The organism is Fretibacter rubidus (genome assembly GCF_041429785.1).
Classification (GTDB): domain Bacteria; phylum Pseudomonadota; class Alphaproteobacteria; order Caulobacterales; family Maricaulaceae; genus Fretibacter; species Fretibacter rubidus.
In genome coordinates this window covers 67,748-90,026 of the sequence record NZ_CP163423.1, presented here as the reverse complement: position 1 = coordinate 90,026, position 22,279 = coordinate 67,748, and the positions used below count along the sequence as shown (strand labels likewise).

Below are 22,279 nucleotides of genomic sequence, written 5' to 3'. Positions count from 1 at the left end.
TCAGTTTACGGCGCAGGCATAGCCTTATCACCGAAGATATTTAAGATAAGCCAAAGACCGCATGATGTGGTATGGTTTGATATGAGAAAATTATCACGCCATCTTGTTGCTTTATGCTTTATCCTACCTGTTTTGACATCCTGCGCATCGACGGCCAATGAAACACAGCTTAGCCAAGCAGCCATTCAGGACAAAGCCGCCCAAGACGGTGCCATGAGTTGGACCGTGACCGATAAGCTGGGCAATAAAGATACCGTTGTGATGATGCCAATTTTTGACTTTCAAACCAAAGTCACAAAAGTTAGCTCTAAAGACGCAAAGTCGTGCCAAAATTTCGCAAGTTTCTCTCGCGCCGAGCAGAAATGGCTAGCCGTCTGCGATGCGGCTCTGGCTGATCCCGCCCTTAGTGCGCAAAACAAAATCGCGACAGAATTCAATCGGGCCTTGATTAATTTTGGTCTCGGCAATTTGGACACAGCCGATGCTGTATTTACGCGTCTTGCAAAAGACAATCCCGACTTTGCTGAACCTCTCGCTGAGCGGGCGAAAATTGCCCGATTGCGTTATGATTACAAAGCCTCAGCGGCATTTGCGCAGGCGGCACTCGCTCGGGGGCTAGAGAAACCCTACCGCGGGCATCTATTGCTCGGTAAGGCATTAGAAGGGCAATTTGATTTTGATGCGGCGCGGCTTGCCTATCAAACGGCCTTTGATATGGCGCCAAACAACCGTCATGTAAGGGAAAATTTTGAGCGCTTTAATGCGATACGGCCTGTCCTGAAAGCGGGGCGATAGACGCCTGCTCGCTGGTATTACCTGTCATTTCGTCTTATGAGATGTTTATGACTGCACCGCGCCCTCTTCCGAAATCTGTCATCACACGCGCGGCGAAGCTGGGGTTTACACCTCCCCGTGTGGTGGATTTAAATCACGTCGGCGACGCGCCCGCACAAGGGTTGGCGGCTTATATTGCAGCGGGTCATCACGGAACAATGGCGTGGATGAAAGAAACCCAAGACCGGCGCAGCCATCCGCAATCCCTATGGCCCGAGGCCAAATCCGCTGTGGTCGTTGGGCTGAATTACGGGCCAGAGCATGACCCCCTAGCTGATTTGCAGCAGTCCAGCAAAGGCGTGATATCAGTCTATGCCAAGGGACGCGATTATCACGACATCATCAAAGGCCGGTTAAAAGAATTGGCCGGATTAATTGCCCGCGATACCAAGGCCGATGTCAAAGTCTTCGTCGATACCGCGCCGTTAATGGAAAAACCATTGGCGGCAGCCGCGGGTCTAGGGTGGCAAGGCAAGCACACAAATTTGGTTAGTCGAGATTATGGATCTTGGTTGTTTTTAGGCGTGATATTATCTGCTGCCACGCTGACCCCTGATATAGCCGAGATTGATAATTGCGGAAGTTGCCGCGCGTGCCTAGATATCTGCCCAACGGGCGCCTTTCCAGAACCCTATCAGATTGATGCGCGGCGCTGCATTAGTTACCTGACCATAGAGCATAAAGGCCCCGTGGATTTGGCGTTACGCGCCAAAATGGGAAACCGTATTTACGGCTGTGATGATTGTTTGGCCATCTGCCCGTGGAACAAATTTGCACAAGAATCCGCCGAGATTAAATTAAAAGCCAACGATCCCGACTTACCAGATTTAGCCATGCTGGCCGCATTAGATGACGCGGCCTTTCGCGCGCGCTTTGCAAGCTCACCGATTAAGCGTGTCGGACGTGACCGCTTTATCCGCAATGTACTTTACGCGATTGGCAATAGCGGTGACCCGTCACTATTATCCGCAGCCAAAGCCCATTTAAACGCCCCTGACCCTGTAGTGAAAGACGCCGCAGACTGGGCCTGCAATCAGTTAAACAAACCCGTAAAAAAGGAAACATCATGAGCTTTACCCTCCACCCCGATTTACAACGCGACGGCATTCCCATGGGCGAATTTGCGCTGTGCCAAGTTCTTTTAATCAATGACGCGACTTATCCGTGGTTTGTCATGGTGCCAAAACGCGGCGATATTTCAGATACGATTGATTTGACGGATGTTGATCACGCGCAGCTTTGGGCTGAATCGAAATTGTTCTCTGCGGCCATTATGACGGCGTTTGACGGAGAGAAGTTAAATGTCGCCGCGCTGGGAAATATGACGCCGCAGCTACATATTCATCACATTGTACGCTATAAATCCGACCCCGCTTGGCCCGGCCCGATATGGGGGAAATTGCCGATGGTGGCTTATAAACCATCGTCAATTGAGGCCGTGAAGGCAAAGCTAAGCGAGCAGAACATTGAAGGCTTCACCCCAGTATAGGCCGTAAAAAACCCCGCTTTCACAAGCGGGGTTTGATATATTTAATATGTCGTGGGCGCCCTATAGGCCACCAGGACCACAATCATTTTTAAGGAAGTCCATCATTTTTGGATAGGCCGCCATTTTGTGGTCATAGAACAATGTGTTTGAGAAGTGATCGGCGTCTTTAAGCTCAACATATTCAAAGTTCTTTCCGTATTTCTCTAGCTCATCAACGTATTTTTTCGCGTGAAGCGGTGGCACACGTTGATCGACAGAGCCGTGAATGACAAGCATGGGCACATTGACCTTGCTGACTTCCTCAATCGGGCTGATAGAGCCGTCCCAAAACGGCACTTGCTCGATGCGAGCGGCGCCGTCAATACGGTCACGATAATAGTTCACCTGTTGGTTATTATCTGCAACAGCCGCACCAGCAATCACACACTGATAGATGTTAGGCGTGCGCGCCGCAGCGATAAGGGCAGCATAACCGCCATATGACCAGCCAAACATAGCCACACGATCAGGGTCAACTTTACCCTGCGCGATCAGGTGCTTCACGCCATCATCCTTGTCATCTTGCATTTTCTTGCCGCCTTCACCGCCATTGATGAAGCCTGCTTTGTAAAATTCAAGACCATAGCCTTTGGAGCCGCGATATTGCGGTTGCAGCACCATATAGCCATTATTGGCCAGCATCTGCGCCCAATCGTCATGGATTACAATTTCATTAATGAACGGGCCACCATGCGGCATAACGATAAGAGGATGCGGGCCAGGACCATTTGGAACCGTCAAGTAACCTGATATTTTTTTACCATCTCGCGATGTATATTCAATATATTCAACATCGGCCAAATCTTCTGGGGCAAGTAACGGGTTATCACCGCCCAATTTAGAGACCTTACCGTCGCGATATAGATAATATGTTCCAGGATCACGTGGGCTGATATTGCGAACGATCATCGTTTTACCGTCACGCGACATGCTGCCGATTGTAACATATCCAGCATTAGGCAAGGCAGCCTTAAACTGATTAACCATGGCTTCTTCGGCAGGGTCAAAAAATTTCCGGTGAAGGGTCTCTTTGTAGTAATTGACGCCTGTAACTTTAGACGGGTTTTCCCATCCATTGGCTGGGCGCAATGTACGAACAAGATCAACATCGTTCCGGCGATAAACAAGGTTCTCGAATGATTTTGTCTGTAGGTTAAACTTCCAAAGACCGACTTTGTCGTGGCCGTTATTGGCTAAAACATAAATTCTGCTGTCGTCGCCTTCGACAAGACCACCATATTGAAACAAGTCAAAGTCGTCCTCATGCTGGCGGAAATATTCTTTCCAATCCTTATCTTCTGGTCCGCGATATAGGTAAACATACTCTTGTGACCCCATATCAAATTTACGCGCAAAACGTGGGTTGCCATATTCATCGAAACGCAGCCCGCCAATGTCTTCATTTCCTTTTAGCACAAGAGACTTTGTGCCACGCTTGACATTGTATTTGTAAAAGGACGGCGCACGACGACTTTTAGAACGGTCGAAAAACGCATAGCGCATCAAAACATGATCAGGGTCATGGACAAGTGGATTCGTAACAGACAGCACAAAGTCATCGTCGCTTAGTTCTTTAAATTTCTCATTATCCATCGAAAACAGAGCGATTTTTGACTGGAAAGCACCTTGGTTAAAGCCTTTAATACGCTTGCTGACCTGTTGATCAAAATTGACGATCATTTCCTCGTCACTGATCCATTGAAAGCCCCGCAGGCGCATCTTCTTGGCACCGACGCGGTAGGGCTTTTTAGACAAATCAGCCGTCTCAAACACTTCAATAATGTTTTCACCTTTTTGGCTTGTCGCTTTAATAAAGGCGACATATTTGCCGTCAGGGGACACGGACACATTTCTCATGAAATCGGGTGCAGCCCAATATTCCATAGGAACAGGGGCATTAACAGCCAAAGCCGTTGTGGGGAGAGCGGTCATACCAACAGTTCCAAGAACAGCGACACAAGACAAAAGCAGTTTACGCATAAAAACTCCTAAAGCGTTTTTCATTTATTGATATACGATAAAGCACAAAAAAAAGCCCATGGCAAATGCCATGGGCTAATTTTAACAGTTTGTCGCACTCACGAAGCCGTGAGCGCAACGTTACAGCCAGACTAGAAGCCTTTACGCAGCTGAACGAAGAACTTACGACCTTCGAAATCATAACCACGACCAATAACTGCGTTACCAGCGGTTGTGACTTCTGAGCTATCCGCTTTTGGCGGGTTACGGTCAAAGACGTTAGACATCGCAAGTGTGATACCCCAGTCTTGGTCATCGTCATTGTAGCTAATACCAGCATTGTGGACGAAGTAATCGCCCGCAAAGCCAACGTCGCGACAGTTCACGTCACCAACCGCCGGACCGCCACAAGTATCAGAGAAGACATCTGGCGTGCCATTGTCATCGATATCAACACCAAAAGCATTGGCGAAAGTATCAACGCCGTCGATATCCTGTTCCACGGCGCCAACATAACGTGTGCCCCATGTGAAGGAGAAGTCGTCATAGGTTAGACGCTGTGTCAGGTTACCCGTCCACTCAGCAAAACCAAACTCGCCTTCATTGTTGTCTTCTGACGGCGTACCATCATCACCAATGAACAAGCTGCGCACTTCCAAAATGTGGTTGGCACGAATGTTGGCATCATATTCGAAATTACGTTCGAACATTGTGAACTCTTTACCCAGACGCGCATTGAAATCGATACCGCGCACTTGGTCTTCGTTCAAGTTAATGAAACCTTGGTTGACAGTATCAAGAAGGTTGTTGGCGTCACGACCAATACGGTCACAGAACGGGCTACGGCTGTCGCGCTCATTCACATAACAATCGTTGATAATGAACTGTGCCGACGGTCTGATAACAGAGTTTTCAACCTGAATATCATAATATGACGCACCAAACTCTAGATCAAAGGCATCTGTGAACGGTTGGTCAAAAGAGAAACCAGCGGTAAATGATGTTGACTCTTCTGGATCAAGATCAAGTGAGCCTGTAGCTGCGACTTCTGTTGAGAAGTTGCTGCCGCCACCCGCGTTAAGCGTGAACGGATCAAGACCTTCAGCCTGACAACGTGCAATCGTTGTTTCTTCGCGGCCATCCAATGTAGGGTCGTAAATATCAGGACCGTTTGGATCCAACAAGTTTGGACCAAAGGCATCCGCAGGCACGACACAGGGGTCAAACAACGTCAAGAAGCCAGTTTGTGGCTCTAGGAAGTTTTCACGCAGGTTCGGTGAACGGAATGACGTACCGTAGCTGGCTTTCAGCAACAGGCTCTCAAATGGACGCCAGCCGACTTTGGCTGAGTATGTTGAGGCACCGCCGTAAAACTCATCCTCTAGGATACGACCAGAGAGGTTGACTTCTAGCTCTTCAAAGAAAGGCTGCGCAGCGACCAATGGAATATCAACTTCTGCGTAAGCAGAGCGGACGAATTTTTTGCCTTGAGCACCACTATCGGAGAAGAAACCAATCAAGAGGCCATCAGAGGCAACTTCGTTTGGCGTTGATGAGATTTGGTCAGACTGATATTCCAAACCGACAACGGCGTTGATTTTACCAGCTGGGACTTCAGCAACAGTACCCGATACAAAACCAGACCAAACAGTCTGCTTATATTCTGTGTCAAATGTACGGTCATCAAAGAGGTAGTTACGCTCGGCTTGTGTTCCAAAATCACCATTCGTGAGGTTAAACAGAGATGGTGCAAACATATTCACCGGTACACACCCTGCCACGACATCAGCCCGCACAGTAACACCCGGTGCCGCAGTACACGGCGCTAGACCAGCAATAGGTTGACCACTCACAAGGTCGTTACCAAGTGCATAATACAAACGGTCTTCACGAATACCTGGACGGCTTGAAACACCATTGGATATTGAATGTGTCAAAGACGCTTCAAATGACCAATCGGAAAACTCGCCGAAATTCATGAAGGGCAAATCGCCGCGGAAACCGCCAACAAGACGCGTATTTTCAATCGTCAAATCAGTGAGCGTACGGTCACCATCAACACCGACAATCGGACGAACCTGCTGGGGGCCAACGGTATCGCCAGGCCCGTAGCCAAAGGCGAACGGCGTACAGCGCGCACCATCAAAGAAGCCGGGAGTGTCTGGGAAAATAAACTGGCCGTCTGCACCACGCGTGGCACCGATTGTTGAACAAACCCGTGCATCACGGTTGTCGCCATCACGGTTCGGGTCACGGTCACGGTAATATGTATTCCAACGATCTTGGAACGCATCGTCAAAATTGAAATTGCTTGAACCACAATCGGATCCGTTTGTACCACAGGGGTTGAATGGATTATCAGCACCAACTTCGACGCCCAATCCAAATGTACCAGAGTCGATAAAGGTTTCAGCACGTGAATAAATAACTTCGAAGAATGGTGTCAAATTTGCATCACCTTCTAATGTATACTCACCATAAGCCATCAAATTGATACGCTTTTGCTCTGGAAGTAAATCTTCGTTCGGATCAGCACCGTTGAGTGAAAACTCAGGGAAACCATAATCCTGTACACCGTCACCATCAGCATCGACAGGAACAATCAAGTTTTGGTCAACGAAATTGGGGATACCAATGTTTGACTCGCCCGGGTTGTAATAAATTGACCCAAATGTACCGCCGCGCTCAAAAATACGGCCTGCAATTGTACCTGTTTTACATTCGCTTGATGGTGCAGCCTGGATAGACCCACCATACCATTCGTTGAAAACAACTTCATCGCCAATACCTAGTGTGCGGATATCGCCATTTTCGTCTACTTCGTAGTGACGGTCACAACCACCAAGGTAATCACGGTCAACAAGCTTAATCGCGTCACGGAAATCATACTCTGCACCAACGCCAATAAAGCCGCGGTCAAAGTTTTTACCCCAAGAACCGGCAAGGTTATAGTCCTGACCACCGCTATCTTGCGCTGGGTTATATGTCGCTGTAACGTCAAAACCTTCGAAATCTTTCTTCAAAAGGACGTTGACCACGCCAGCAACCGCGTCTGAACCATAAACAGATGACGCACCTTCAAGAAGGATGTCTGTACGGTCAACAAGTGAACCCGGGATCAAGTTGATTGACGGCACAGAAGGCGCGCCTTCAACACCAGCAGGGGCGATACGACGACCATTGATCAAAACCAATGTTCGGTTCGCGCCAAGGCCGCGAATGTTAATTGTCTCAGAACCCGGACCGTTGTCTAGAACGAAGCCAGAGAATGTCGCGTCAATCTGCTGACCCGCGGCTGATTCTGTTGTCTGGAGAATAGTAACAGGGTCAATGATACCCAAATCGCGCTTTTCATCAAAATCGATGACTTGCAGCGGAGAAAGAGAGCTGAACGTGTCACGCTTAATCCGTGAACCCGTAACGACGACTTCGCCGCCAGAAAGTTCTTCTTCTTCCTCTTCAACTGTTTGCACAGTCAAATCTTCACCATCAATTGTAGTGTCTTGCGCAAATGTCGGCGTCGCCGCAAAAGCACTAAAGCCCACTAATAGGCTTGTGCCCAATAGCAGCTTTTTAAAGTCTAGCTTTTCCATAGTATCCCTCAGAGAAAATTTTTCGTTTATTGCAGGAGCAATCACGACTCTGGCTATTAATGACAGTTCTGTAACTAAGCAACCCACAGTGTGAACTGACTGTAATAATTAATAAACCGTGTCTTTTAGGTCACAGTCAGCCTTGCGCTAAAGGCAAAGCATTTTTCGTAAAGCCGTTTTTTCGGAAGATTTTGCCCCTGGGCGCATTAAACCCCGCCGCGGGCAAAACGAGCTAGCCGCGTCTACAACCCAACAAAAGGCGGGTCTACAATTTAGGATTGTTTGAGCGCCATGTTAAAGCCCGCAAGAGCGCCACTTATGGGCTTGGGTGATAAAAATGCAGCGGAACGCACAAAATCTGCGTTACTGTCCGCATCATTTGCCAATGCTTTGCCCCGTGCAGACCCATCCCGCCTTAGCGCGCGCGCAATGGCTTGGCCCGTTTGGGCACAAATCATCGTTTTGGTGTTATTGACCGCTCTAGTCATAAGCTTATTCGCCGCGCCGCTATCGATATTGTCCATACTGAGCTTGTCTCTGACGGTAGTGATACTGTGTCATAGCCTGCTACGTGGCCTCGCCTGCGTCTGGAGCTTGCGTGGCAAACCGCAGAGGGCGACAGAGCACCCAATTGCTATTTGGCCCTATTACACAGTCCTCATCCCGTTAAAAGACGAAGCCCATATGGTGCCGTCGATTATAAAGGCCATGTCAAAATTGGATTACCCGCAGGACCGCTTGCAAATCCTGCTCATTACAGAAGCAAATGACCGCGCCACGACAGAGGCAGCGCTTGCCTTTGCAAAGCCGCCTTTTCACACTGTGATTAACCCACCAGGCGGCCCAAAGACCAAGCCCAATGCCCTGAACTACGCCCTGCAATTCGCAACAGGGTCAATCATCACAATTTATGACGCAGAGGACCACCCCCATCCTCAACAATTAAAACAGGCCGCAATCGCCTTATCCAAAAATCCGCAGTGGGGCGCATTGCAAGCCCCGTTGGATTATTACAATGCGAGTGAGACAGCTTTGTCTCGTCAATTTGCTATTGAATATGCAGCTCTCTTTCATGTTTGGGTCCCGTTTTTAGCACGGCTCGGCCTGCCCTTCCCACTTGGTGGGACCAGTAATCATATGCGCGCAGAAGCCTTGGCCGACACGAACGGTTGGGACGGTTATAACGTCACAGAAGATGCGGATTTAAGCTTTCGTCTTTCAGCTCTTGGCTGGCAAATCGGTTATATTCCCATGCCAACCGATGAAGAGGCTGTGACCTGCTGGAACCCGTGGTGTGACCAACGCGCGCGTTGGATGAAAGGCTATATGCAAACATGGATTGTGCATATGAAAGCCCCCTTTGCGCCGGGCGGACGGCGCGGGGCGGCCAAGCTATTTACATTACAAATAACGCTAGGGGCGAGCCTATTATCAGGCCTGTTTCACAGCTTAATCGTCGCCGCCCTTATCGGAGCCTTATTGCACTGTATTTTCACGGGGCAACATCCGCCACTCTATCCGCCCATCATCGGCGTTACTTTATTTAGCTACGGCGTTAACATAGCTATAGGTGCTGTTGGTGTTTGCAAGGCTGGCAAACGGCAATTACTATGGGCTGTGCCGTTCATGCCGCTTTATTGGTTTGTTTTAATTGTCCCCAGCTGGATGGCTGTGACAGATTTAATCCTCCGCCCGTTCCACTGGCGCAAAACATCCCATGGTATGACGCATATGCGCCCCGCAGAATAAGACACAAACAAAGCACTCGAGCATCTTTTTGAAAGTGCAAGACTTGCAATCAAGATGGCGTGTCTTAATTAGTCACCTATGTTTGCAGACCAACATTTTACCAATACGCTGATTGCGCTTGTCTTGGTTGCAGGGCTCGGCATTGTTGCGTTTCAGCGAAATTTCGCCAAACATGATAAGCTAAAACCGCGCATGGTCCCGTGGATGATCATTGCTCTAGGCTGTATCGCGACGGGTTTCATGCTGCTTGTCCATTTAATGAACCTCCTTGGGTTTGAAACCGGCGGACGCTAGACGTATTTAAATGGCATGACGGCGCCACCCCATAGAGGATAGCGCCGTCATAGCGGGACATTAGGCAGACGTTCTAACCAAACGCTTTCACAAGCTCGCGGTCAATACTATCCGTTTGTGTTGCCAAATGCAGCTGTTGATCCAGCGTTTGATCCGCGCTCATCGCGGGGCCAGCCCGCTCAATAATACCGCGGTGCAAATCAACATCCACTAGGGTTGTGATGCTACGGCCATCATCCAGCAGAGCGCGCACCCGAAGCTGCATGGTTTGCTGCTCTAACGAACGGTTGATAATCAACGCATCTTGGCCGCGTGTGTAATCGACCCAAGCCGGAAAAGCGCCGCCGCGTGCGGGACTGACGTCCCAAGAGCGCACTGATACATCGCCACTTTCGCCAATACTGTCAGTCAAATGCACAGTAACCGCATGAGCGCTCGCCACAGCCTCCACCATAATTGCGGCCTCTGGCCCGTAATCTGGCGCGCCAATCTTAACAACTCCGCCTAAGAAGCTCGCATCGCCTCGGTGATATCCGCCTATGGCCACGTCATGAGTGCGGCGGTCGTTAAACCAGCGCTGCATGTCAATGCGGGCGACTGTATCCATTGGCGCGCTAGGCGCCTCAGAATGGTCATCAAAGCGGTCCATATCGACAAGCCTACCGTCAGGATTAACAGGGTCGAGCGCAAAGGCATCTTCGGTGACGTTTAAGCTTAGCGTCACAGACGTCACACCGCCCTCTCCGTCATCCACAAGCACTGTGAACGTCACAGGCGCATTTGACGCTAATGGGCTACCTGTAATGACGCCTGTATTCGGGTCAATCAAAAGGCCCTCTGGTAAGTCAGGCGAGCTATAGCTTACTGTGCCGTCACCGTCTGGATCGCTTGTCATCACGCCAACATCAATGAAGACGCTTTGGCCCGATGTGACAGGCTGCACCACCACATTACCCACAACAGGTGCGGGGTTATCAATGCTAAGCTCGACTGTCGTCGACACCGTCTCTCCTTGCGCGTCTGTCGCCGTAACCGTAATGACATAAGGTCCGTCTTGGCTCGCAGAGCCGCCCAGCGTGCCTGATATGACACCTGTTTGTGGGTCAATGCTAAGGCCATCGGGCAAATCAAAGGCCGCAAAGGTCAGGCTATCGCCGTCCAAGTCAGTAAAGGCAGATGCCGTTGGAATGACAACCCCTTCGCCGTCCACAGCATCAACAGGCGCTATCGGCTCAGCCGTCGGGGCAACATTATCCACTGCCCAAACAAAGTCTGTGCTGACAGACAATCCGCCCGCGTCAGTTGCCGTGATGATCACAGTATAAGGCCCATTAGCACTAGCGCCCGGCAATAAGGTGCCCGTCACAAGACCCGTCGTTGAATCAAGGCTCAAGCCTGGCGGCAAGCCCGTTGCGCTAAAGCTTAAAGTGTCACCATCGACATCGGTAAAGACATCCGCAATTGATACAGGCTCAATCAACTCTCCGTCCATATGGGACTGCGGCGGCAAGCTGACATCCGGGTTCGCAGGATCAATCACCAATTCTGGCGCATCGTTCACAGGCTGGGTGCTAATCACAACCGTGGCCGTATCAGACGCCCCGTCAGCGTCGGTGACGACATAGCTAAAGCTATCATCACCTGACTGTCCCGCGAGCGGCGCGTAAGTCAGCGTCCCGTCTGGGTTCAGCGAGACAATCCCGCCGCTGCCTAGGGTCACAGGGCTACCCAGACTAATGGGTTGTCCGTCAACAGAGGTCACTGCGACAGCGTCGCCGTCAGGGTCAATGTCATTGCCAAGCACGTCAATCACCATCGGCACGTCTTCTTGGACAATAACAACGCCGTCATTAACGGCTTGTGGGCCAGGATTGGTGATGGTCAGTGTCACAAAGGTGCTCACCTGTTCACCGTCAGGGTCTGTGGCCGTCACAACAATGGTATAAACACCATCACCATTTGGCCCGCCTTGGCTGGCTGTGTTGTCAGGCGTGCCGACCAATGTGCTGCCGTTAAAGCTAACGCCGGGCGGAAGGTCGCTTGGATTGACAGATAAGGTCAGCGGGTCGCCGTCCACATCAGAAAAGCCGGCACTTAGATCAACCGGCGTGAGCGGCGTACCGTCCTCACCACTTTGTGGGAGTAAGCCGCTGGTGACAGGGGCGTCATTGACTGGTGTCACGGTGATGGTCACCGCACCGATGTCTGTGCCGCCCTCGCTGTCTGTGACGACATAGCCCAAGATAAGCTCTCCGTTAAAATCGGGCGTGGGGTTAAAGTCAAAGCTGCCGTCCGTGTTCACCGTCAACTCACCCTCTGGAAGGAGGGTCGCACTGCCCAGCGGCACAACGGTTCCGTCCGCAAGGGACACGGCGTCAACGCTAAGCACATCACCATCAGGGTCAGTATCATTGGCGACGATATTACCCGACAGAGCTGTATCCTCTGGCGTTGTGAAAGCATCATCCACAGCCGTTGGGGCTGGGTTTTCAGCTGAAAAGCTCACCACCGTGCTAAAGCTCTCGCCGTCAGGATCCGTGACCGTGACTGTAACAGGATAAACACCATCACCGTTCGGCCCGCCTTGGGACGCGTCCGCAGGCGGTGTGCCCGTGATGATACCCGTAACAGGGTCAAGGGTCATCCAGCTCGGCATATCGGGGCTGGTAAAGCTTAGCGGTTCACCGTCAATATCGGTAAAGTAAACTGATGTATCCAGCGGCGTTATAGGGTCCGCATCTGTGACCGTTTGCGCCGGAATATAGGCGCTTGGGTCGACGGGACCATTGGGGTCACCCGGCACAACAGGCGTCGGTGCGTCATTCTCACCGTTTACCGTGACTGTCAGCGTGGCGGTATCAAAGCCGCCCTCACCGTCACTGATTTGGTACGTTACCGAAGTTGTTGCGGTCTCGCCGACATCAAGGCCTTCAAAGTCACCGCTGGCGTCAAAGACATAGCTGCCATCAGGATTGATTGTAAACAACCCGCCATTATCACCCGCAATCGGGGTCGATAGATTGGCCGAACCGCCGCCAACCTCAGTCACGACAAGGACGTCACCGTCAGGGTCGCTATCATTGGGGGCAATGACGTTCCCTGTTACTGAGGCGTCCTCTGATACTGTGGCGGCGTCATCAACGGCTATCGGTGCCGGGTTGGTGACGGTCAAATCAAATGTATCTGTGACCGTGCCGCCTTCGCCGTCATCGGCTGTGACCACAATCGTGAACACACCACCGTTAATCTGGCTATCGGAATTATCCAGCGTGCCAGAGATGACACCTGTTGCGGCGTCAATGCTCAGACCACTCGGCAATCCTGTCGCAGAGTAGCTGAGGACATCACCATCCGGGTCAGAGAAATCTGTTGGGATAGAGACGGCTTGCGCGTCCACGGCGGACTGCGGGCCTACGGCTGTATCCACAACAGGGACAGGGTTCGTCACGCTGTAAACAACATTGGTTACAAATGTGCCGCCGTTTCCGTCCGTGGCTGTCACAGCGATGGTGTAAACACCGTCACCATTAGGGCCCCCTTGGGACGCGCTATTATCTGGCGTACCAATAATGGACGTGCCGTCAAAGGAAAGCCCAAGGGGCAGATCAGCTGGATTAATTGAAAGCGTTACCGTGTCACTCGTATCCGGGTCACCAAAATAGGGTGTCAGATCAAATGGCGTGGCTGGGCTGTTATCAACGACCGCTTGCCCCGGGATATAATCACTGGGATCAGACGGTGGATTTACATCCCCCGGCACCACTGGGATGGGCGCGTCATTCACACCTGTCACCGTGTAGCTAATCACGGCTGTATCTGTGCCGCCTTGCCCGTCATCGATTTGATAAACAACGTCGGTCACGCGGGTCTCACCCACGGCCAAATCATCAAATTCACCGTTCGGATTAAACACAACCGTGCCGTCAGCCGCTAGGGTGAATGTGCCGCCGTTTGAGCCTGCAACCGCGCTATTAATGCCTGTGCCGTCAGTTAGCACTGAAAGAACGCTGACGTCACTGCCTGTCGCAATCCGTGTGGCGGTAAAGATATCACCGTCTGGGTCGACATCGTTCATAGCCGGGTTCATGCCAAAAGCGTCAAAGCTGGTCGCTGTGTTTTCATCACCCATAAGCACGTCATCAACGGCGATGGGGGCTGGGTTCACAAAGCTATAGCTCACCGTTGTTGAGACTGTTTCGTCCCCGTCAGAGCCAATAACTGTGACCGTGTAGACACCATCAGAATTGGGCCCACCTTGGGACGCATCAGACGGTGGTGTGCCAGTGATAATGCCTGTTGTGCTGTCAAGGCTCATCCAGCTTGGTAGGTCAGGTGAGCTATAGGATAAGGTGTCACCGTCCACATCAGAGAAGACTGTGCTGGCATCAAACGGCAGCTGCGCGACACTATCTGTGCCCGTTTGCGCCGCCAATGTGCCCGTCACAATCGGCGCGTCATTGGCGCCTTGAACGGTGACAGTAACAGTCGCGTCAGATGTGCCGCCTTCGCTATCTGTAACCTGATAGCTTATCGTCGTCGTGGCCGTCTCGCCGTCGTCAAGGCCCTCAAAGTCACCATTGGCGTCAAAGACGATATTGCCGTCTGCCTCAACGGTGAACAGACCGCCATTCGAGCCAGCAACCGCTGTGCCGACATTGGCCGCGTTGCCGTTCACCAGATTAACGCTAAGCGTATCGCCGTCTGGATCAGAGTCCGAAGCTGTTATGACATTGCCCGACACTGTACCGTCCTCTGGCGCTGTATAAGCATCGTCCACCGCAACGGGGGCTGGATTGGCAATCACGTAATTAATGGTCACGCGGGTTTCGGCCCCATCAGGGTCAAGCGCGACAATGGTGATTGGATAGCTGCCATTATTGCCAGGTCCACCTTGGGAAGCATCCGCGGGCGGTGTGCCTGTGATGGTTCCAGAAAACGTATCAATGCTCATCCAACTTGGCTGACCTTCCAAATTAAAGAAGGTCAGTTCCACATCAGGGTCAGTAAAATAAATCGACGCATCAAAAGGGCTCAGCGCTTCGCTATCATTGCCTATTTGGTCAGGCACCACAGGGTTGGGATTGGTCGGGTCTAGCGGGTCGATAACAATCGGTGCGTCATTCGCCCCATTGATGGTGACCGTGACAGTGGCCATCGAGACACCGCCTTCACCATCTGTAATCTGATAAGTGATATCTGTCGTCGTGCTTTCGCCCGTGTCTAACTCCTCAAAATCACCATTGGTCGCAAAGCTATAGCTGCCGTCGGGATTGACCGTAAACAGGCCTCCATTGCTGCCTGCAACCGCTGTGCCGACATTGCCAGCCGCACCGTTTACAAGCGATACGCTTATCATATCACCATCTGGGTCAAGGTCGATGCCGTTGCCGTTATCAGTCATGACAGAGCCAGATAGTGTGGGCGTATCTTCGCCAATGCTCAGCGCGTCGTCTTGCGCAATCGGGGCAGGATTGGTCACGCTATAGCTGACTTGCGTGATAAACGTTGCCCCAGAGCTATCCGTTGCGGTCACTGGGATTATGTAATGCCCGTTCACGCCGCCCTGGGACGCATCCGCATTGGGTGTGCCCGAAATAGACGTGCCGTCAAAGCTTAGTCCTGCTGGCAGGTCAGTTGGGTCAATCGACAAAGTAACAGTGTCGCCCGTGTCGGGGTCTGCAAAATATGGGCTCAGGTCAAATGGGATCACCACCTCGCTATCCACCGCGCTTTGTCCTGGGATATAAGCCGTTGGATCAGACGGCGCATTGGGATCACCCGGGACAACTGGGATTGGGGCGTCATTTATTCCGTTAATCGTAATGCTCAGAATGGACGTATCCGTGCCGCCGTCTGCGTCCTCCACAGTATAGGTGAACACCTCTGTAAGGGTCATCCCATCAGGTGAAGCAACAACATCGGGGTTAGTTGGATCAACGACATATATATATTCGCCCGTGCTATCGACAGTTAATGTGCCGTAAGTGCCAGACACATTCACAGGCAAAGCCGTGACGCTGTCACCGTTAATGTCAACAAGGCTTAGCGGGCCGGGCTCGACATCACTATCAGGGCCTGCGCCGTCATTGTCAGTAATCATATCACCCGTGGCATTCACGGACCCATCGGCGGGCACAGTATTGTCATTGGTGGTCGCGGTTGGGTCGTCATTCTCGCCTAAAATCGTTAGGGTGACAGTCGCGCTATCTACGCCGCCCTCACCGTCTGATAGGGTGTAGCTAAAACTATCCACGGCACTCTCTCCGGGGCGGAGTGTTTCAAATTGCCCATTTGGATCATAGTCATAAGACCCGTCAGCATTCATCGTCAGAAGCGCACCGCTGGGGAGCGTAATTTGCGCGCCCGATGTCAGGGCTGTGCCGTTGACTGCGGTTACGATAAGCGTGTCACCGTCGGGGTCACTGTCTTGGCCGTTAACGGCGTCATTATCAGAAATCGCATTGGCCGATAACGTACCGTCCTCTGACAGCGTTTCAAGATTATCAAGCGCGTCAGGCGCAGGGTTGGTTATTGTAATGGTGACATTGGTCGTGAACACACCACCGCGCCCGTCACTCACCTCGACCGGGATTGTATACACACCGCCCAAGCCCCCTTGGGACGCATCCGCATCCAGCGTACCAGATATAAACGTGCCGTCAAAGACAAGCCCCGCAGGCAGGTCGCCGGGGTTGATGACCATGCTTAACGGATCGCCGTCAATATCAGTGAAATAGGGCCGCAAATCGAGCGGCGCGAAGCTCTCGCTATCCACAGCCGCTTGTGCGGGGATATAATCCGTCGGGTCAGACGGCGGGTTCGGGTCACCCGGGGTCACGGGGGTTGGCGGATCATTCACAGGCGTGACAGTAATCGTGGCGGTCGCGACATCCGTACCGCCTTCGCTGTCAGTCACCGTATAGCCAAAGACGAAATCACCATTGAAGTCATCAGCAGAGTCAAAGACGACGCTGCCATCAGGATTAATCGTCACTATGCCCTGTGTCACCACAGTCGCCACGCCGAGCGGAATGACCGTGCCGTCAGGCAAGGCTGCGCTGTCAATGACAAGCGCGTCACCATCGGGGTCCGTGTCATTATCCGTGACCACATTGACCGAAATTGGCGTGTCTTCTGCCGTCATGTAACTGTCATTCACGGCGGTCGGAGCGGGGTTGGTAACGGTGTAAGTCACATTAGTCGTGAAGCTATCGCCATTGCCGTCCGTGACTGTCACGGGGATGGTATAGACCCCATTAATACCGCCTTGTGAGGCGCTGTTATCCAGCGTGCCAGAAATCGTTGTGCCGTCAAACATCAGACCAGCAGGCAGGTCAGCGGGCGCGATAGACAGCGTCAAGCTATCCCCATCCGGGTCGGTGAAATAAGGCGTTAAATCCAAAGCCGTCTGCGTTTGTCCGTCTATGCCGGTCTGCGACGGAATATAATTATTCGGATCGGTCGGTGGATTTGGGTCCCCCGGCACGACGGGCACAATCACGTCATTCACGCCAGTCACAGTATAGCTCACGAGCGCTGTGTCTGTGCCGCCCTGCCCGTCATCAATTTGGTAGACAATCTCGGTCACGCGTGTGTCGCCTACGGCCAAATCGTCAAACTCTCCATTGGTTTGAAACGTCGCTTTGCCGTTGCTATTGACGGTAAACAATCCGCCGTTAGAACCCGCAATCGCGGTCCCAACATTTGTGCCGTCCGTTTCTGATGACAAAGCGGTGACGTCATTGCCTGACACAACACGCGTGACAATTATCACGTCACCATCAGGGTCGCGGTCAATATCGACGCCGTTATCATCAAAGACATTAAAGGCGGTGGTGGCCGTGTCCTCGGTCCCGGTTAAGGCGTCATTGTCTGCAACCGGCGCAGGGTTTGTGATCGTGTAAGTCACATTAGTCGTGAAGCTATCGCCATTGCCGTCCGTGACTGTCACGGGGATGGTATAAACGCCGCCCACCCCGCCTTGCGAGGCATCAGCACTTGGCGTGCCAGAAATCGCTGTTCCGTCAAATGTCAGGCCTTGCGGTAAATCAGTCGGCGTAATCGACAGGGTCAATACATCCGTCGTATCGACGTCCGTGAAATAAGGCGTAAGGTCAAAAGCGCTCACCGCTGTGCCGTCCACGCCTGTCTGCGGCGGAATGTAATTATTCGGGTCTGACGGTGGATTGGGGTCGCCCGGAACGACGGGGACAATCACGTCATTCACACCTGTCACAACATATGTCACGACAGCGGTATCTGTTCCGCCCTTACCGTCATCAATCTGGTAAACGACCTCTGTTGTGCGCGTTTCTCCCACAGCTAAATCATCAAAATCAGAGCCGGGATTAAAGGTGGTGGTGCCGTTGGCCGCCACAGTAAATGTGCCGCCCGTTGATCCTGCTACTGCACTCCCGATGCCTGTACCATTTGACAATCCAGTCAAGACAGCTTCTGCATTCCCCGTGGCAACGCGGCTCACGCTTAGGCTATCACCGTCTGGGTCGCTATCTATAGTGTTGCCGTTATCACCGAGTATATTAAAGGTGACGCTGTCATGTTCCCCGCCGCCAAGGCTATCGTTTTGCGCGACAGGCGCGTCATTGATATCGCGGTAGTCCAAATCATTGACCAGCGGTGTCGCCGTGCCAACAGAGGCATCGCCGCCCGCATCTGGCAGGGTTCCGTCAAGCGGGCTTATGCCTTCATTGACGTTAAAGCCGTCAGATATATTTGTGCCGTTTTGCGCATCGAAAATATCAAACAACCCGTCACTATCGGCGTCATTGGCTGCGTTTGATAACCCTGTCGCTGTACCCGTCAGGCCAGCTTCCACGGTATCAGATACGCCGTCGCCGTCACTGTCTCTGTCAAGATAATCTGGCGTTGCGTCTGCACCCGTTGCGGCCCCTGCATCAGAATTGACAGGCGTGATCAGGGCATCCGCAATTGTGGCCGCCGTTGAGCTTGCCGTCAGGCCAGCGCCGCCATTGGCGGTGTTACGGGCGTCGTAATTATCATCGAGCCCGTCATTATTCACATCTGTGATGCCCGCAGCTGTGCCGCTTGGCGCGATATAACCCGCTGTAGATTGGGCCTCTATATTATCGGTAATTCCGTCATTATCAGCATCAATGTCTAGGCTATTGATGATGCCGTCTCCATCGGTATCACCTGTCTCTAGCGTATCTAAAATTCCGTCATTGTCATCATCGACATCGTCAACATCGTTAATGCCGTCACCATCTGTATCAACGGGCTGGGCGTTAATTGTTACGGTCAGATTCGCAACATCGGTATTGCCCGTATTATCAACCGTATCGATGAGCGTGTAAGGAATGCTGTCAGTCAAGGTGCCTGTGCCAGACAGGGCAATCACATCTGCATTGGTCGCGTCCACTTCGTAAGTGTAACTCCCGTCGCCATTGATAGTGAAAAAGCCGTAAGTGCCCGCGACTTGGGTGCCAACATTAGCGGTCGCGCCGTCAACGGCGCCGACGCGCGGCACAGCGGTGCTCTGCCAGCTAATGTCAGATAGCGCGCCAATCTGAAACCCGTCGCGCACGGTTGCGTCAGGACCAAAATTATAAAGGATACGAATTTCGTCAACGGGCGTGTTAAACAGGACATTTACATTGCCATGCGCTTCGGTATTGGGCACTTGGCCTGTGCCGTAAAATGTGCCGTCACCGACTTGCACAACGGTACCAGAGACTTGCGCAGATAAATCCACAACTTGCCCGTCAAGCAATCCAATGATGGTAAATTGGTCTTGCCATGATGTTGCTTGCGACCAGTCCAAATCAGCCAAAGTAAAGGCGACATTCGTCACAGGCTCAGAAAAAGCGACATTCATTTCATGGGCCGTATTGGTGGCCTCGCCGGCTTCTGCGGTAAAGCGCAAGTAACCCGTGTGGCCACCGTTCGTGCCGTAGCTGACCGCATGGTTGCCGCCGCCTGCATTGCTGAGCGGGTCTGTGCTGGTCAGGGTGACAAGAACGCCGTCAATATTAACAACAGAGCCACCAACCGTTTGCTCTGATCCAAATTCATTTTCCCATACCAGTTTGGACAGCGGACGGTCACCACTATCGACGCCGTTTCCGTCATCATCAAAGATGACGTTACCTGTTGTTATGGGCGCATCAACATGGGTGACACTATTGGTGTTGTCTGTGGCAATCGGCACTTCATCGACACCATTAATCGTCACGGTTAAAAAGGCCGTATCGGCATTGCCCAAACTATCGACAACTGTATAGGCAATAATATCCGTAATCACAGCACCACTACGCAAACCCAAAACCGTGGCGTTTAGCGTGTCCACAGCGTAGCTGTAGCTGCCATCAGAATTGAGCGTCAGCGTGCCGTAAGTCGAGACATAGGGCTGCCCAACGGACGCGCTATAGCTATCCACTTCGGAAATAGACAAAACATCGCCAGCGGTTGCGTCTGTATCGTTAGACAGAACATTACCCGTAATCGGCGCGACAGCATTGGCAGAAACACTATTCACATCATCGCCCGCATTTGGGAAATAATGGACATTAATTGTGCTGACTGCGGTGCTACTAGCTGATGCATCTGTCACAGTCACTGTGGCCGTGCGCGCACCTTCGGTCGCCGTCGGGGCCAAATCACCAAAAAGGAATTGCGAGAGGAATGTCTGAATATTCACATCTGGCGTCGCGGCCCCAGCAAGGCCTGTGACCGTAAAACTATTACCGTTACGCGTGACAGATAATTGAACCCCGCCGCCAATATCAACGGTCGCGCTCTGCGTGCCTGGCGTTAGGAAAAACGCTGTGCCGCCCGAAGGACCACTGTGATAGGCTAGCTCGCTACCCACATCGACAATGCCTGCAAAGTCAATGGTTACACTATCGATAAGGCCTGTGTCAGAGCTTATAGCTACGTCAAAATCGAAAATAGGGAAAATATTACCCGTCGTGGGCTGGAAGCTCGTTTCAAAATTCACGCCTGCATCGGCTACACCGTTTAAATCCACGACAGGCGGAGCGAGCAGTCCAGCGTAAGCGGGCGCGCTGACAATTGTCGCTTCAATCGTGCCAATGACGACCTCCAAATCCCAATCGCCGCCCAAATCCGCTGCACCCGTGTCGTCATGCGACGCGGCAACGTCGGCCCCCGTCGCCGCCGCGAGAGCGGTAAGCGCATTATCCCCCCGAATGCCTGCACCAAAATCACAGCCGTAAAGCAGTATATCTGCGCCTAAATCCAAGGCGCCGCGTATGATTGCCATCTCGTCCGCATGGCGACCCATAATAGAAGCCTCCGTCAGCTTCGCGTCACCCAAATCCAGCGTGCCAGAGCGGCCATGGGAAATAATATGCACGCTATCAATGCCAGAACGGCCAGATAAAATGGCCGCAATTTGTTCCACCCCGTCACTTGCGCTGCTCAGGATATGAACCTCTGTGCGCGGGTCAAAACTATCAATGATGGACTGGTAATCTGCCACGCCGCCGTCAATAAACACGATGGATTGATAAGGGTCACCGGCAGCGTCGCGCACTGTATCAGCATCCATTGTTTCCATGATAACGTCTGCAATCTCGCCCTCGCTAAGCGGCTCAGCAATAGGTGTGGCTAGTGTCTTGCCTTCAATTGCGGTAATATCCAGCCGTTCCGAGATTGGAACGAAAGCCGTGTCTTTACCTTCGACATCGCCGAGATCAATACGGTCCATAATTGGCGTGCTAATGATATTTTTTTCCAAATCTAGCGCGGTTAAATCTGCATCCGTCACGTCGGGCATGACGCTATAATTACGGCTGATATCGGTGGGCGGCATGATCGGCACAATGACGGGCTTCGTGCCGTCTTGGGTTGGGGACACGGATAAATCGGCCAAGATTTCGAGACTAATATCATGCTCACTTAGCGGCGCGTCAGCATCCGCTGGCGCAGGATCAAAAATCATATCAAGACCGTCTTGAGCCTCGTTTTGAGACAGGACATCCAGCGCCATTTCGGCGCCCGTCACCATCGCGGCCGCGTCTAATAAGATACGTGGCTCTAGTGCGGAAAGACCCAATTTTTGCCGTGAGATATCGCGCGCAATTTTAAGGTCCGTTGCATTAGGCTGTGGCTTTGATGTGTGGTGTGGGGTCTTAGTCTTTGACATGATCAGGTCCTTATTGCGCCTGTATTTCAGGGAAGTTTCATCGGTCACGCGAAAGCTCGCGTAGATTAAAATTCAGGGCCGTCTGGGGTATATTAAAGCGCCGGTGGGGCTGGTTCAGCCAGTCCTGCTAGGTCAGGCACCGGCGCTTTAATATAATCAGAGGGCAGTTAATGG

The 22,279-nt window shown here is 52.1% G+C and carries 8 protein-coding genes; 5 read left to right on the top strand and 3 right to left on the bottom strand.

The window, feature by feature from the left end:
• Window positions 1–81 precede the first annotated feature (81 nt).
• From AB6B37_RS00350 to AB6B37_RS00340, 3 genes are read left to right on the top strand one after another with little or no spacing between them, the layout of a single operon-like run.
• Window positions 82–795 (top strand): hypothetical protein, encoded by a 714-nt coding sequence (locus tag AB6B37_RS00350; RefSeq protein WP_371396907.1) that lies wholly within the window; start codon window positions 82–84, stop codon window positions 793–795.
• A gap of 47 nt (window positions 796–842) precedes the next feature.
• Window positions 843–1,904 carry a tRNA epoxyqueuosine(34) reductase QueG gene (queG, locus tag AB6B37_RS00345; protein WP_371396906.1) on the top strand — a complete coding sequence of 354 codons (1,062 nt, stop codon included), beginning with the start codon at window positions 843–845 and terminating at the stop codon, window positions 1,902–1,904.
• Window positions 1,901–2,323, top strand: coding sequence for an HIT domain-containing protein (locus AB6B37_RS00340; protein ID WP_371396905.1), 423 nt, complete (start codon window positions 1,901–1,903; stop codon window positions 2,321–2,323). Before queG ends, AB6B37_RS00340 begins: the two co-directional genes overlap by 4 nt.
• Window positions 2,324–2,383: 60 nt before the next feature.
• Here AB6B37_RS00340 and AB6B37_RS00335 read toward each other — a convergent pair whose 3' ends face one another.
• Entirely contained in the window at window positions 2,384–4,342 is a 1,959-nt protein-coding gene (locus AB6B37_RS00335) for an alpha/beta hydrolase family protein (protein WP_371396904.1), read from the bottom strand.
• Window positions 4,343–4,473: 131 nt separating this feature from the next.
• The gene (locus tag AB6B37_RS00330) at window positions 4,474–7,914 is read right to left on the bottom strand and encodes a TonB-dependent receptor domain-containing protein (protein ID WP_371396903.1); all 3,441 of its coding nucleotides are present in this window, start codon (window positions 7,912–7,914) and stop codon (window positions 4,474–4,476) included.
• Between the two features lie 318 nt (window positions 7,915–8,232).
• On the opposite strand from AB6B37_RS00330, the gene AB6B37_RS00325 reads away from it, so the two are divergent.
• Both AB6B37_RS00325 and AB6B37_RS00320 read left to right on the top strand, forming a co-directional pair.
• Window positions 8,233–9,663, top strand: a complete 1,431-nt coding sequence (locus AB6B37_RS00325; RefSeq protein ID WP_371396902.1) for a glycosyltransferase family 2 protein — start codon at window positions 8,233–8,235, stop codon at window positions 9,661–9,663.
• Between the two features lie 78 nt (window positions 9,664–9,741).
• Window positions 9,742–9,957 carry a hypothetical protein gene (locus AB6B37_RS00320; protein WP_371396901.1) on the top strand — a complete coding sequence of 72 codons (216 nt, stop codon included), beginning with the start codon at window positions 9,742–9,744 and terminating at the stop codon, window positions 9,955–9,957.
• Window positions 9,958–10,030: 73 nt separating this feature from the next.
• Here AB6B37_RS00320 and AB6B37_RS00315 read toward each other — a convergent pair whose 3' ends face one another.
• Window positions 10,031–22,105 carry an Ig-like domain-containing protein gene (locus AB6B37_RS00315; RefSeq protein ID WP_371396900.1) on the bottom strand — a complete coding sequence of 4,025 codons (12,075 nt, stop codon included), beginning with the start codon at window positions 22,103–22,105 and terminating at the stop codon, window positions 10,031–10,033.
• Window positions 22,106–22,279 lie beyond the last annotated feature (174 nt).

Bases quoted from the DNA above. Each gene is read 5' to 3' on its own strand.
- AB6B37_RS00330 (WP_371396903.1), bottom strand. From the start codon at position 7,914: ATGGAAAAGCTAGACTTTAAAAAGCTGCTATTGGGCACAAGCCTATTA.
- AB6B37_RS00335 (WP_371396904.1), bottom strand. From the start codon at position 4,342: ATGCGTAAACTGCTTTTGTCTTGTGTCGCTGTTCTTGGAACTGTTGGT.
- AB6B37_RS00350 (WP_371396907.1), top strand. From the start codon at position 82: ATGAGAAAATTATCACGCCATCTTGTTGCTTTATGCTTTATCCTACCT.
- AB6B37_RS00340 (WP_371396905.1), top strand. From the start codon at position 1,901: ATGAGCTTTACCCTCCACCCCGATTTACAACGCGACGGCATTCCCATG.
- AB6B37_RS00315 (WP_371396900.1), bottom strand. From the start codon at position 22,105: ATGTCAAAGACTAAGACCCCACACCACACATCAAAGCCACAGCCTAAT.
- AB6B37_RS00320 (WP_371396901.1), top strand. From the start codon at position 9,742: ATGTTTGCAGACCAACATTTTACCAATACGCTGATTGCGCTTGTCTTG.
- queG (WP_371396906.1), top strand. From the start codon at position 843: ATGACTGCACCGCGCCCTCTTCCGAAATCTGTCATCACACGCGCGGCG.
- AB6B37_RS00325 (WP_371396902.1), top strand. From the start codon at position 8,233: ATGGGCTTGGGTGATAAAAATGCAGCGGAACGCACAAAATCTGCGTTA.